Genomic DNA, 12,272 nt, shown 5'->3' on the forward strand with positions numbered 1-12,272 from the left:
GAGCATTGATGAGCATGGTTTTCTGCTTCACCAGCAAATCGCGACTGCTGTGCAGCATCAGGACAGACTGTTGCTCTACAGATTTGACAGGAACGAACTGCATGGTCGGTCGTGTGACGGCTTCACAGATGGCTTCGGCATCGCGAGCATCGGTTTTACCGCGTTTGAGATAGGGTTTGACGTAGCTGGGTGGCATCAGTCGGACGGTATGTCCCAGAGCTTCAAACTCGCGTGCCCAGTAATGGGCTGAGCCGCACGCTTCCATGCCAATGAGGCATGGCGAAAGTTTCTGGAAAAACTTCAGGAGCTCGCCGCGTCGGAGTTGGCGCTTGAGGACAGGCAATCCCTGCTGATTGACAGCATGGATTTGGAAAACAGATTTGGCGAGATCAAGACCGATAACTGCAATGTCTGTCATTGTTCTTCTCCGGATGCCCTGACTGGCAACGACACCCTAGCACTGAAGTGAGGCATAGAGGCCGTTCACCGCATCAATTCCGCTAGGCTCCTGCGTCGCCAAGCTCCACCGAGCCACAGGGTCCAGCCGCCCTTGGTCGGGCGTCTGGCCCCTGCGTCTCGGCCCTTCCGGGTAACGGTTCACCCGCATCCTTTTCCATGAACGGGCAGTCCTGGTCTGGGGGGTCGGTTCGTGAGACGGCTCCTCAACCTCCCCGGCCAGTCCTTCGGACCGTCCGGGGAGGCACGTTCCATGGAGGCGGCCTCGCATCCAGCGTTCAGTCTGACAGTCGCCGTGCCAGTCCGTAAAGCCACTGCGCGACCCTCGGCTTCAGGTGTCAGGCCCGCATCTGCTGCAGGGCCGCACGCGACCCCGCATCAGCCGCAAACCTGCCCCCCTTGCTCAGGACGCTCCGGGCTTGACGGCCTGTCCCGTCGCCCGTCTTGGCCGGTGGCAGGATGGGCTCAGGAAAACGCCACCTCCATTCCTCTTTCGTCGCCGTCAGTGTGCTCGCCGCACGGGCAGGATGGGTCTAGGAAAACATCAAATATACTTTCAGTATTAAACAAGTAAATCGTGAATTTCTGAGGCTTTATTTTCTTGAAAACGGCGGTTTTCTGCGGTTTTTCGTTGACGGCGAGCAAGTAAAAACCTAATATCTATTCATGGACGGAGGCAATAACGCCGAAACAGTCCAGTTGATACGTTCCCTATTTCTTGGAGGCTCTCATGGCTGGTTCCGTTAACAAAGTCATCCTCGTTGGCAACCTCGGTAAAGACCCGGAAGTCCGCAATACGCAGTCCGGGTCCAAGGTCGTGAGTTTTCCTCTGGCCACGTCCGACACCTGGAACGACCGGCAGAGCGGCGAGCGCCGTGAGCGTACCGAATGGCACCGTGTCGTCATCTTCAATGAGCAGGCTGGTGACGTGGCGGAGCGGTTCCTCCGCAAAGGCCGCAAGGTCTATATCGAAGGCGAACTCCGCACCCGCAAATGGACCGATCAGGGCGGTCAGGAGCACTACACCACAGAGGTTGTCATTGACCGTTTCCGGGGTGAGCTGGTGCTGATCGACAGCAACCGTGGCAACGGCAACGGGGATGCGGGCGGTTACGATAACGGCGGCTCGCGTGGCGGCACGAACGGCAACGGCGGATCGTGGGATGGCCCCGGAGGCGATGATCTGGACGATCAGGTGCCGTTCTGACCCTCACGGGCGGCGACTGCGCCGCCCTGTCCTTCCATTGCCCCGTAAACCTCTGGTATTTATTTCCTCGCGACTTCCGAAGGTACCCCTATGAACCGCGCACAGATCATCTTCCTTTTCGTGCTCCTGATGACCGGTCTGACAATCGGTGTGTACGCCTCCCTGGCGAGCTATCCGCCAGCCGTGCCGGCCGCGCTTCAGTCCTGCCGCTATCTTGTCCTCGCCGGAGAGACCGCAGGGATTGTTCTGATTTATTTTGTTCTGGGCTTCCTCCTGTATGCCGTGAACAATGGTTACGCGTCCGCCGCGAGCGCGGCCGCTGTGGTTGCCGTTCTGGGAGCAGGCGGATACGGACTCTACTATCTGGTGAGCACTCCCGGGCTGCTTTCCTGACGTGTCCTGAGGCACGCACCCCATGAGAAGCGCGACAAAAAGAATGTGGAAGGCGGTTCTGCCGCCTCCTCAAACCCCTAAAAACCGGGAAGACCGCCTCAAGGCATTTGCCGGTGTCTTTCAGACCGTCGCACTGAGCGTCTTCGGTGTCGGCATTCTCACCCCGCTTCTGACCTCGCCCGCCTCCCTGACGGTTCGGCAGGCGGCCGCGCGCGGATTGGCAGCACTCTTCCTTGAAGTCATTTCAGTAGTATTTCTTCTGTATATTGCGTATCCTACAGACAGCAGCAAGGAGGCCGCAAATGGACCCGTTTGATCTCAATCTGCTCGTGATGACCGTCGTTTTCTGCGGCGGGACACTTGTTCTTGCCGCGGTGATCGGTCCTGTCGCTAACCGCCTCGCAAAGATCCGAGCGTCCCTCGACTGACACACCAGCGGCCTCCGGGCCGCTTTTTATTGTCCGCTCGCCCGGTTTAGTCAGGCGGGCGCGCCTCGACGGCGCGAAGTTTTATGCCCCCTATGCTCGCCCCCCACAGGGGGGCTGCGCCAGGACAGCGGAAAAGGCTAAACTGGCCCCATGTCACGACAAACAGTCATTCGCATTGGTGCGCTAATCATTCAGGCCGCCATCCTTCTCCTGATCTGGCAGGGCGTTCTGCACCCAATCCGGGGAGGTCTACTGGTGCTTGCCGTGGGTGGGGGAGTGTTTTTCCTGACCCGGGACTCTTCAGGCACAAACCAGGGCCGTAAGTAGAAAAAGCAAAAGAAGATCGGGGGCGGCCCTGACGGGTTCGTTCGCCCTACTGCGCTAGGCTCCTTCGTCGCCAAGCTCCGCCTAGCCCCGACGTCCAGCCGCCCTCAGTCGGGCGTCTGGCCGTCGGGTCTGGCCCTTTCGGGTACGGCTTACCCGCATCCTTTTCCATGAACGGACGGTTCTGGTCTGGCACGTTCGACCGCGAGACGGCTCCTCGTCCCTCCCGAACGGTCCTGAAGGACCGCCCGGGAGGGCCGTTCCACGACAGCGTCCTCGCATCCAGCGTTCAGTCTGACAGTCGCCGTGCCAGTCCGTAAAGCCACTGCACATCCCTCGGCGGCAGGTGTCAGGCCCGCGTCTGCTGCAGGGCCGCACGCGACCCCGCATCAGCCGCAGGCCAGCCACCCTTGCTCAGGACGCTCCGGGCTTGACGGCCTGTCCCGTCGACCGTCTTGGCCGGTGGCAGGATGGGCTCAGGAAAACGCCACTGTCGTTCCACTCTCGTCGCCGTCAGTGTGCTCGCCGCACGGGCAGGATGGGTCTAGGAAAACGACAGGTATTCATAAAGTAATCAAGTAATCTTTTTACTTGTCATTCAAAAATAAATCGCGGTTTATGGCGGTTTTCTGCGCTTTTTATCTTGTCACGAAAGGCTGAAAAGGCTATCTTTTACTTGTCGAGAGGGATTGGCCCTCAAGACAAAGCGCCCCGGTTAGTGCTGTAACACCAAGCCGGGACTTCGCTAGACGAGAAAAGGAACTTCTCATGTCCGACGCAGCAACCACAATCGCACCGAAGGCCAAGAACAGCAAGGCCGCAAACAAGGCCAGCCCCGCTGCCGTCCGCCGTTTCAACGAAGCCCGCGACCGCACAAAGGCCATTGCCTCCCCCACGCTGGCCGACGTTCTCCGCATCGCCCCCAACGATGACAAGATTTCCGCAATCGTTCAGCATTTCGGTTTCGAGGCTGGCGACTATGACGAGCTGATGGGGGCCGGTTTGAGCATGATCCGCGACCAGTACGCGCTTCTTGAGGACGTGCTTGTCGTCACAGACTTCCGGGGCGAACGCAATTTCAAGGCCATGGAAATGCACCTTGGCCGCCTCGTGGACGGGCTGGTCCGCTCTGCCTATGGTGCCGCCAACTTTTACGAGAACAAGCGCCAGATTGCCCGCGACGAGCAGAACTCTTTCAGCAACGAGAGCCGCGACGAAGACCGGCAGGGCATTGACGGCGGGGAAAACCGCGTCGATCGGGCCGTCCGTTTCGCGGCACAGCAGGCCCCGAAGGCTTACGCGCTCGCCGTCATGGCTCAGGGCGCATGTGACGCCTACCGCGAACTGTTCGGGGAAGACTGGAAGCCTTACGTTAAGGACAACGCCCGCAGCCTCACCGAGAACGTCCGCGCCGCACAGTGGGGGGCCGTTCTCTAACCCTCACAGGCCGGGCCAGCAGGTCCGGCCACCCACCGGGGCCGCGCTGACGGCCTCGGCGTTGCCCTCGGCCTCTTCTCCCGTCCGCCCTCTGGTGCCCCCCTCCCGGTTTTTCCCGCAAAGGCGGACGCGCCTCGTCGGCGCGAGGTGTGATGCCCCCAGTGCTCGCCCCCCACAGGGGGGCTGCGCTAAGGCAATCGAAGAAGCAGAGCGTTCAGATTTCTTCGAACATGGACGAGAGCAATTCGAGAAGCCAGCCTCCAAATCCGGCCATCAGCGCCACGTCGAGAGCGCTGACCGCCTCTTTCTCATGGCCCAGAAGATACAGGCCAAGCGAAAGAACTGCGCACAGCGCCGTAACCGGAACAGCCAAGAAAAGTGCGTAGCGGGTCGAGCGGCGGAGCCAGAGCATCATCGTTGCCATGCCCGCTGAAGCGATGTGGAAAAGCGCATAGGGCGTGCCGAGAAACTTGGCGTTGTTTCGCTCACGGATGGCTGCGATCAGCCACTGGAGGCCAAAGAGAAAGAGGAAATACGGCCAGACTTTAGGAATGGTGAGCATCTGTTTCATGTCCTTCTTCACGAAGCCGACGCTTCGGATGAGCGCGTGTTTTTTGCTTCAGAAGGGGAGAATGACGCGGAAAGATGCGACTGGCGGAAAAAGAATTCGGGGCGGCCCTGAAGGGTTCGTTCACTCTATCTCACTAGGCTCCTGCGTCGCCAAGTTCGACCGAGCCACAGCGTCCAGCCGCCCTCAACCGGGCGTCTGGCCCCTGCGTCTCGGCCCGTCCGGGTAACGGTTCACCCGCATCCTTTTCCAACGTCGGACGGTCCTGGTCTGGGGGATCGGTTCGTGAGACGGCTCCTCAACCTTCCCGGCCCGTCCTGCGGACCGTCCGGGGAGGCACGTTCCATGGAGGTGGCCTCGCATCCAGCGTTCAGTCTGACAGTCACCGTGCCAGTCCGTAAAGCCACTGCGCGACCCTCGGCGGCAGGTGTCAGGCCCGCGTCTGCTGCAGGGCCGCACGCGACCCCGCATCAGCCGCAAGCCTGCCCCCCTTGCTTAGGACGCTCCGGGCTTGACGGCCTGTCCCGTCGCCCGTCTTGGCCGGTGGCAGGATGGGCTCAGGAAAACGCCACCTCCATTCCCCTTTCGTCGCCGTCAGTGTGCTCGCCGCACGGGCAGGATGGGTCTAGGAAAACCGGGGGCGATCAGCCGGGGCCGGGTGTTTGGGCAGACGAAAGAGACGGGCGGTCTGCCGGGTCCGTTGTGGCTGTTAGGGCGGGCTGGCCGGTCAGGGTCTGAATCAGGGCGCGGCCCGGTTCAGAGGTGGGAGTCCGGCTGGCATGGCGGGCGATCTCCCGATCCGTCCCGGCCAGGTCTGTCAGGATTTCCGTTTCCCGACCGTGAGCCGCGCCGAACGCAAAGGCCTTTTCCCGACTGTCGCCATAAGCGGCTATGTCCTTCTGGACCTTGCCCAGCTCGCGCGCAAAAGCGGGATTATGCCGAAGTTCCTGTTGGATGGCCTCCCCAAGCGCCGCATGACGGCCTCCGGCCTTCATGCCGGTAAAGGCCTGTGCTGCATCGCCGCCCTCCTGGCGGATGGCGGTCTCGATGTCGCGGCAGACGAGGGAAGGCGGGGCCGACCAGAACGCATGAAGAGAGGCAGCGGCCTTGCGGCCGTCCTCTTTCGCCCGTGCCAGGAGCGCGCTTTCGCGCTTCTCCTCCGCAGGCCCGAAGACAGCCGGGATGACCGGACGCGGTACGGGCCGAAGCACCGGAGCAGCAGAGGCCGTCAAAAAATCGGACTGCACGGTGACGGTGTATCCGCCGTCCTTTCGGACAGCGTTTCGCAGATCCGCGACAGGCACCGCCACGATCCCGTCAGGCGTTTCGAATGCACCGGACAGGCTGGTCCGTGTTTTGAAGATCCCCGAGACAGTTTCCCCAGGCGCGGCCGTGCGGATGACAAGGTCATCCAGCGGCCTTGCGGCAGGGCCAGAGCCCATGTCCTGCATCAGCTCCTTCAGAGCACGGGTGCGGGCGGGCGAGCTGGCGTCTGTCAGCAGGGCCGCCATGGCCGGATGGTCTGGATCCTGTGTGCCGGCGATGGAGGCGGACACCATGCGGGCTCTCGTGATGACGGAGAGGTCCACATTATGCCCGTAGCGTCGGCCGAGTTCCGCGACAAACGCCTCCTGCGTTCTGCCGTTGCCTTCCCGGAACGGGTGGACGTAATTGAGTTCGTTCAGAACCTTTCCGGCGATGGCTGCGAACTGCTCCGGCGTGGAGGTCTTCAGGACGTCCGGGTCGCGGATGGGCTTGAAGGCCTCGGTCAGCCCCATGTCGATATGGGAGCCGGGCAGGAAGGTGGTCGCGCCTTTGCGCATGGAGCCGATTGGCTCGACCCGTGCCCCGTCCACGACTGGCCTTTCGTGGCGCATGTGGCCCGCCCATTGATAGACGTCCTGAAAGATATGCCGATGAATGGCCTTCAGGTGGTCGGCATCGAAAGAGCCGGATGGCCCCATTCCAAGCCGGATTTCCAGAATCCTGTGGCTGGTGCGGCGGTATTCTTCAGGGTGAAGCTCGGAATGGCGGCGAAGGCCGAGCCGGTTCCGCAGGACGTCTGTCTGGTCCGGATCGTCGGAGACGTTCGGGTAGGTGTAACCGTGGGCGGGAGGCATCGACGCGTCAGAGGGCGGGATTCAGTCTCCGCCCCAGTTCAGCAAGGTCGATCTGCCCCGCAACGAACGACTGGCAGGCATCCTCGATAAGCGGATCATGCGTGTAGCCCTGCCGTCTCTGGGCCGCGAGAGTCCACTCGACCGCATCCTGGCGGCGCGCGCGCTCTTCATCCGAAAGAGCGGAAAAAGGCGTCGGAGCGAAGAGGGTTTTGGCTGAACTCATAGGAAGAAAATAGCGGTTTTTGCCCGGAATGGCAAGGTTTTCCGGTGGTTCGTGGCCGTTCTGAAGATGTGTTTCAAGGCGAGATTTTTTGCGTTCAGTCGCAGAACACGGCGGCAGGATGCTCTTATGACGAAGAGCCTTTCCCCTCTCGATAGTCGCCCGAAGCACCTGACCGGGCCGCGCTTGTCTCTTGCCCTGTTCCGGATCGGATGGTCCGAGCGTCAGGCCGCCGAGAAATGCGATATGCACAGAAACCAGTTCCGGCGCTGCCTGGAGGGCACGTCCTCACTTCCGGCTGATCTGTCCCTGTGGCTGCTTGATCTGGAAGCGGCCCATCTGGCCCATCCCTGTCCCCGGCAACGTAAGGCCGATCCTATTCTCGCCGAGATCCGCAAAGCCGGGTGACATTGCCGGCGACGTGGTGGGTTCCGGTGTCTCCACGTCCAGGCTCAGGGGATATGAAAAAGGCAGCCCGGAGGCTGCCTTAGGGGATTAATTTCTCGGATACATAAAGCCTTGGCTTCCGTCAGACATCACGGCCGGAATGCAGCGTGCTTTGGGGTCTGATGCTACTGTATAGGGCTTGACCAGAGAGGCTTTTACCCACGCAGGCTTGAAGTCGGTTCTAAGCGTCGGAAGATAGCCATTTACGGGATCGGCACCTGTTTTAACGGCAATCTGTGCACCGGCTAAACCCGCATCTGCCGCATTGTCAGATGGGCCTTGGCGAAAGGAAGCAGGATGTTCGAAATCCATTGCCTGCTCTTGGGTCTGATTGAGCGCCATGCAGGTGTAACCCTGCACGGGCCTAACTGCATGAAGTCCTGATGCCGAAGCGGTAGAACCTAGCCCGACAAGAGCAAGCGAAGCGATCAAGGGGATCATCGTTTTCATAGGAATACTCTATCGTTTGTTAGGTTGAAAGGACAGGCTGATTGGCTCCGGTGCCCATCTTGTCAGCAGTTGCCTGTCGCCATTGACCTACCGTTTCGCCAGCACTGATTCCGTTTTGCTGAAGCTGCGTGGACGAATAGCTATTGAGGACGCTCGCCATTGGAGTGTCATCAGAGGCTGTTGCTATAGCTTTCCCGGAAGCTGGGCCGAAGTTGTAGTACCCCCTCGTGTCGAGGGCTGTAGGATTGCTAACACCCGCATTCTGTAGTGATGTTGCTGCATCCTTCAGGTATTGAGCGGCAGCAACGGCCTGTGTTGCGGGATCCTGCTGCCCTGCCGTTCCAGAAGTGATGCTACTGGCCAGACCTGGATTGGCCGCTAGTGCTTTGCTCATCTCTGCCGAATATGTGCCGTTCGACATCTGGAACGCGCCTGTGATGGTGTGGCCTGATCCGGTGGCCGTATAGACATTCTGACATCCGGACTCCACCTGACACGTCGCCGCCAGGGCAGCCGGGTTCACGCCAATGGAGGAAGCATTGTCAGCGGCCTGATAGCCCCATGCGCGGCTGTAGAGCGTTTGCAGTGAATCCGATCCGGTCGAAACGGGCTGAGTGGTCTGGATGACCTTACCGTCTCCGCCGATTTGCTGGACGGTTCCGGCTGGGACCGTGAAGTTCGGCAGACCGACTTCCGGATAGACGACATGCGGGACTTCCGGCAGGCCGATAGGCACTTCGATCGACTGCGCCTGGCACGAACCGCTGAGGCCAAGTCCGGCTGAGAGAGCCAGACCTGTAATCAGGAAGGATTGTTTGACGGGGGGCGGCATTGGGCACTCCTGTGTTGGGGTGCTCAGTATCCGTCTGTCGTCTGCGACTTTGAGGGCTGTTTGAAACGCTGCCTGATGGCGCGAGGTGGTGTGTCCGAAACGGACACACCTAAATGAGGTGATCGAGGATAATTCCAAACACGGTTCCGCCCACGATCATGGTGGCGAACCATCCGGCCCGCTTGCTGATTTCGTCCCGTCGAACCCGGGTGCCCGCCATCACGATCTGGGCCTTCATGCTCTCGGCGATTTCGCCTTTGACCGTACCAAGGACTTCCGCGACCTTTGCCTTGACGGTCTTTTCGTCAATCTTCTGAAGCTGGCGAGAGGCTGCCACGCCTTCATGAAGAGCACGCCTGACCTCAATTACCTCCTCCGTTGCCGAGCGTGTGCATTGATCCAGCAGGCTTTCACACTTCGCGACACACTGCTCCATCCGCTTCTCGGCCTCCTGAAACAGCGCTCTGTGCGCTGCTTCGGAGTGTTCGCGATCCTTGAGGAGGAGGGCCTGATGAAGATTGTTCATCTCCATCAGAATCATGAGGCCATCCAGAACCTTGGCCTCAGGTGAACGCGGCCGAAGCGTCCACCGATGCGTCTGCTCACGGAGCGCATCCAGTGAGCTTTCAAATCTGGCCTGACAGTCGGAAATCCTCTGGGTAAGGCCGTCAGACATTACACGTCACTTTCGGCCGGAACAGGGAGGCCCTTAGGCATATTCGGCAGACGAGGCTCGCCTAGCTCCCGCAGGAAGACCGGGAAGTCACGGCGGTACCAACGGTCAATCGCGAGCCGGTCAAAGATTGAGGTGGTCGGGAACCCGTCCTTTTGTTCGCCCTCGGCATAGGCGCGGAATGTGAGCGTTCGGTCACAGACGTCTTTCATGGGCTCGGCAGCCGGATAGAGGACGAGCTTTGCGCCGTTGTCCATGGCTTCGACAACCGCAGGGTGAATGGCAACCTCTTCAAAGACGTCATCCACGTCCAGGGAAGGAGGAATAAGGCCTTCGTTGAGAATGACTGCGGCGTTCCGGGGAGAGAACTTCTTGTTGGTTTGGAGGTCTTCCAGATAATCGAGATCTGCGCGTTCATGGCCGATGAGGAACGCCACTGAGAGCGTGATGCCCATCATGTCGAGGGCGCGTGTCAGTGATTCCGTGCTGATTAACTCATGCAGCGCTGTCCATCCGCCGCCGATGTCGAGAATGGCGTCATGGCGACTTTCCATGAGAGACTGGATCTTTTCTTCCAGCCATTTCCGCTGACGTTTCGTGTCACCGCCTGTGGGGCTTTTCGCATCATGGAAACTGGAAATGGAGTGCGACCGGTTCAGCAGATCGGTGTTCCAGATTTCGGGTGTGCCGCCCTGCTCGTGGATTGTCTGGGCGAGAGCATTAAGCAGGGTCGTCTTCCCGACCCGCTGACGGCCAATGATCGTAAAAATAACCGGCTTGCGCTTGGGGGCGGCTGCCTTCTGGTCGGCAGCGCCTGTGGGGGCTTTGGCGGCAATATCCTTGGTCATGGATGGTCGGCTCCTGATGAGGCAGCCCCCTCACTGTGAGATGGGCTTCTCTTCCTCTTTCAGACGCCATAGTGCCGGGCCATTCTGCGACTTAACTCCGCCGCTCAGAAAAAAATCAGTCTGGCGTGAGCCTTCTTTTCTCTTCTCTGCGCGCCCGGAGCTTTGCCCGGATGTGTTCCAGAGACTGGCGACCCTCAGCAGAAATGTTCGTATGCGGGTCCGCGTTTCTGGAGGACGGTGACGTTACGGCGGCCGAAATGGCGGGCACCTGTGGCGTGGCGGCAGGTGGCGGCGCGACGGGTCTTTCCTCACGTTCCGCGTAATACTCTTCCACAGCGGCAGGCCGCCAGTCTGCCGGGGTTCGGCTCGGCGGTTCTGGCGTCTGATCGGGTGCGTCGTTTGCCGGTTTTCCGACTGTGATTTTCTCTCGCTCGCTCTTGAGGCGTGACCACATTTTTCTGATGGCCCCAAGTCCAACCGGAGAGAGTTCGACCTCCACACCATCCTTTTTCGCAGCTTTGGCGATCATCTCCCAGGTGGCGATTTTCGCCTCGCGAAGTTCAGACACGATGTCCTGATTTTTTCTGAGCCACTGATAGACGGCTTTCGAGTGCGGTTGAGCAGGGCGTGTCTTGTGTGCCTCCTGAATCTCTCTCAGTGCCTTGGACATGATCACTTTCGCCCCCGCTTTGTGTCCGTTCTGGACACACCTCGCACTCTGAACCGTTTTCACGGCCTCTGGTGCGTCGGACCTCTTTCGCAGGCGAGGCATCTCCGTGTCAAGTTCGAGGCATCATGGAGGCATCTACGAGGCGTCTCCGAAGCCATTTCGAGGCTAGTGCGAAGCGACTACGAGGTAGGATTGAGAATTGACGAGGCAACTATGAGGCAAAGAAAAGGGCTTCTTCATAGACCATTGCACCGTTGGTGCGGACGGCTTCGCCGCCGAGAGGCAGAAGGAGGGGGGGTGTGACAATCTGTCACCCCCCCATCAGGAACGTGCCGTTGCATCAAGTCGCAGAATGGCCCGGCACCATGGCGTCCGAAAGAGGAAGAAAGGCGCGCCTCATAGCGAGCAGCCACCTCAACAGGAGAGAAGCATGGCCACGCAAAAACGCTTTCAAAAGAACACGCGCCTCGTAGATCCCAGCTTCAAATCTGGCGGCCTGTTCGACTTCAACGGTGTCGATTACGCGACTTTCGTAAAAGATGGGGAGGTTTGGTTTCGTATGACTGACATTTGCCGTGCCATTGGTCATTCTTCACCCACGCGCGCCGCACGGGGCTTGGACGATGATGAACGGCAGATAGTCCCGTTGCCTTCGGAGAGCGGCGTCCAGGATCAGGTCATGGTTAGCGAAAGCGGCTTGTACCACTTTCTGGTCAAGTCTCAGCTTCCTCTTGCCGTCACGTTTCGACGGCGTGTGACCAAAGAGGTTCTGCCGAGTATCCGACGAAACGGATTCTATTCACGCCCTGGGGTGAAGCTGCCGATCCCAGAAGCGCAGTCACCCGACCCCGCCGATCTTACGCGACTTCAGGAAATGCGTCAGTTGCCGGGACGGTACATGGTTCTGAGTCTGCCGGGTCGGCCTTTGCATGTTGAAGTGCGGGATATGGAGGAAGTTCTGCTTGATTATGAGCAGGCAGACCTACAGACTTTGGTAAACTCTACGAAGCTAGTGGGCTCTCTCTGGCGAGCGTATCGTACGGAGGTGGCGATGCTGGCGGAGACGTTGCTCTCTGATGAAGGCTTCCAGCAGCTAGACCACGCCATCTCGATTAGTGCTCGATATGCACAATGGATCCAGCGAGCATCGGAGAACAAAGCCCTGGCGTTAGCGAAAGCGACGACGAAATAATCTCAGT

19 protein-coding genes are annotated in these 12,272 nt (G+C 59.8%); 9 read left to right on the forward strand and 10 right to left on the reverse strand.

Annotated features, from left to right (window positions below; translation table 11 throughout):
• On the reverse strand, positions 1-418 hold a 418-nt coding region (locus ABDK74_RS14740), incomplete at its 3' end, for an IS110 family transposase (RefSeq protein WP_346004433.1).
• Between the two features lie 768 nt (positions 419-1,186).
• Between ABDK74_RS14740 and ssb the strand changes: the two genes are divergently transcribed.
• From ssb to ABDK74_RS14770, 6 genes are all read left to right on the forward strand, one after another.
• On the forward strand, positions 1,187-1,663 hold the full coding sequence (gene ssb / locus ABDK74_RS14745; RefSeq protein ID WP_346004434.1) for a single-stranded DNA-binding protein: 477 nt from the start codon (positions 1,187-1,189) through the stop codon (positions 1,661-1,663).
• Between the two features lie 90 nt (positions 1,664-1,753).
• Positions 1,754-2,056 (forward strand): hypothetical protein, encoded by a 303-nt coding sequence (locus ABDK74_RS14750; RefSeq protein ID WP_131973819.1) that lies wholly within the window; start codon positions 1,754-1,756, stop codon positions 2,054-2,056.
• Positions 2,057-2,099: 43 nt separating this feature from the next.
• A complete protein-coding gene (locus tag ABDK74_RS14755) occupies positions 2,100-2,372 on the forward strand; it encodes a hypothetical protein (RefSeq protein ID WP_346004435.1) in 273 nt (90 codons plus the stop codon).
• A complete protein-coding gene (locus ABDK74_RS14760; RefSeq protein ID WP_265589564.1) occupies positions 2,359-2,484 on the forward strand; it encodes a hypothetical protein in 126 nt (41 codons plus the stop codon). The genes ABDK74_RS14755 and ABDK74_RS14760 overlap by 14 nt, the downstream gene beginning before the upstream one ends.
• Before the next feature lie 150 nt (positions 2,485-2,634).
• The gene (locus ABDK74_RS14765; RefSeq protein ID WP_211506966.1) at positions 2,635-2,811 is read left to right on the forward strand and encodes a hypothetical protein; all 177 of its coding nucleotides are present in this window, start codon (positions 2,635-2,637) and stop codon (positions 2,809-2,811) included.
• A 167-nt stretch (positions 2,812-2,978) separates the two neighbouring features.
• Positions 2,979-3,128 carry a hypothetical protein gene (locus ABDK74_RS14770; RefSeq protein ID WP_202258768.1) on the forward strand — a complete coding sequence of 50 codons (150 nt, stop codon included), beginning with the start codon at positions 2,979-2,981 and terminating at the stop codon, positions 3,126-3,128.
• Positions 3,129-3,157: 29 nt separating this feature from the next.
• On the opposite strand, the gene ABDK74_RS14775 is transcribed toward ABDK74_RS14770, so the two are convergent.
• A complete protein-coding gene (locus ABDK74_RS14775) occupies positions 3,158-3,310 on the reverse strand; it encodes a hypothetical protein (protein WP_215751962.1) in 153 nt (50 codons plus the stop codon).
• A 266-nt stretch (positions 3,311-3,576) separates the two neighbouring features.
• On the opposite strand from ABDK74_RS14775, the gene ABDK74_RS14780 reads away from it, so the two are divergent.
• Positions 3,577-4,245, forward strand: a complete 669-nt coding sequence (locus tag ABDK74_RS14780; protein ID WP_346004436.1) for a hypothetical protein — start codon at positions 3,577-3,579, stop codon at positions 4,243-4,245.
• A gap of 214 nt (positions 4,246-4,459) precedes the next feature.
• On the opposite strand, the gene ABDK74_RS14785 is transcribed toward ABDK74_RS14780, so the two are convergent.
• The 3 genes from ABDK74_RS14785 to ABDK74_RS14795 all read right to left on the reverse strand — a co-directional run bounded on the left by ABDK74_RS14785 (position 4,460) and on the right by ABDK74_RS14795 (position 7,156).
• The gene (locus tag ABDK74_RS14785) at positions 4,460-4,816 is read right to left on the reverse strand and encodes a hypothetical protein (protein ID WP_346004437.1); all 357 of its coding nucleotides are present in this window, start codon (positions 4,814-4,816) and stop codon (positions 4,460-4,462) included.
• A 641-nt stretch (positions 4,817-5,457) separates the two neighbouring features.
• Positions 5,458-6,933 carry a Fic family protein gene (locus ABDK74_RS14790; RefSeq protein ID WP_346004438.1) on the reverse strand — a complete coding sequence of 492 codons (1,476 nt, stop codon included), beginning with the start codon at positions 6,931-6,933 and terminating at the stop codon, positions 5,458-5,460.
• Positions 6,934-6,940: 7 nt separating this feature from the next.
• The gene (locus ABDK74_RS14795; protein ID WP_063905511.1) at positions 6,941-7,156 is read right to left on the reverse strand and encodes an antitoxin VbhA family protein; all 216 of its coding nucleotides are present in this window, start codon (positions 7,154-7,156) and stop codon (positions 6,941-6,943) included.
• A 126-nt stretch (positions 7,157-7,282) separates the two neighbouring features.
• On the opposite strand from ABDK74_RS14795, the gene ABDK74_RS14800 reads away from it, so the two are divergent.
• On the forward strand, positions 7,283-7,561 hold the full coding sequence (locus tag ABDK74_RS14800; protein WP_228119316.1) for a hypothetical protein: 279 nt from the start codon (positions 7,283-7,285) through the stop codon (positions 7,559-7,561).
• Positions 7,562-7,648: 87 nt separating this feature from the next.
• On the opposite strand, the gene ABDK74_RS14805 is transcribed toward ABDK74_RS14800, so the two are convergent.
• The 5 genes from ABDK74_RS14805 to ABDK74_RS14825 form a co-directional block, all read right to left on the reverse strand.
• On the reverse strand, positions 7,649-8,050 hold the full coding sequence (locus ABDK74_RS14805; protein ID WP_346004439.1) for a hypothetical protein: 402 nt from the start codon (positions 8,048-8,050) through the stop codon (positions 7,649-7,651).
• Between the two features lie 19 nt (positions 8,051-8,069).
• On the reverse strand, positions 8,070-8,882 hold the full coding sequence (locus ABDK74_RS14810; RefSeq protein WP_346004440.1) for a hypothetical protein: 813 nt from the start codon (positions 8,880-8,882) through the stop codon (positions 8,070-8,072).
• Between the two features lie 109 nt (positions 8,883-8,991).
• On the reverse strand, positions 8,992-9,558 hold the full coding sequence (locus ABDK74_RS14815) for a hypothetical protein (protein WP_077804182.1): 567 nt from the start codon (positions 9,556-9,558) through the stop codon (positions 8,992-8,994).
• Positions 9,558-10,403 carry a hypothetical protein gene (locus ABDK74_RS14820; RefSeq protein ID WP_077804183.1) on the reverse strand — a complete coding sequence of 282 codons (846 nt, stop codon included), beginning with the start codon at positions 10,401-10,403 and terminating at the stop codon, positions 9,558-9,560. Before ABDK74_RS14820 ends, ABDK74_RS14815 begins: the two co-directional genes overlap by 1 nt.
• Positions 10,404-10,518: 115 nt before the next feature.
• Positions 10,519-11,073: a hypothetical protein gene (locus tag ABDK74_RS14825; RefSeq protein ID WP_346004441.1), complete on the reverse strand. Its 555-nt coding sequence runs from the start codon at positions 11,071-11,073 to the stop codon at positions 10,519-10,521.
• 430 nt (positions 11,074-11,503) lie between these two features.
• Between ABDK74_RS14825 and ABDK74_RS14830 the strand changes: the two genes are divergently transcribed.
• Complete coding sequence (locus tag ABDK74_RS14830) at positions 11,504-12,265, forward strand: BRO family protein (protein WP_346004442.1); 762 nt, start codon at positions 11,504-11,506, stop codon at positions 12,263-12,265.
• The last annotated feature ends 7 nt before the right edge of the window (positions 12,266-12,272 follow it).

Origin of the sequence: Gluconobacter sp. OJB (genome assembly GCF_039638275.1) — a bacterium.
Lineage (GTDB): Bacteria > Pseudomonadota > Alphaproteobacteria > Acetobacterales > Acetobacteraceae > Gluconobacter > Gluconobacter cerevisiae.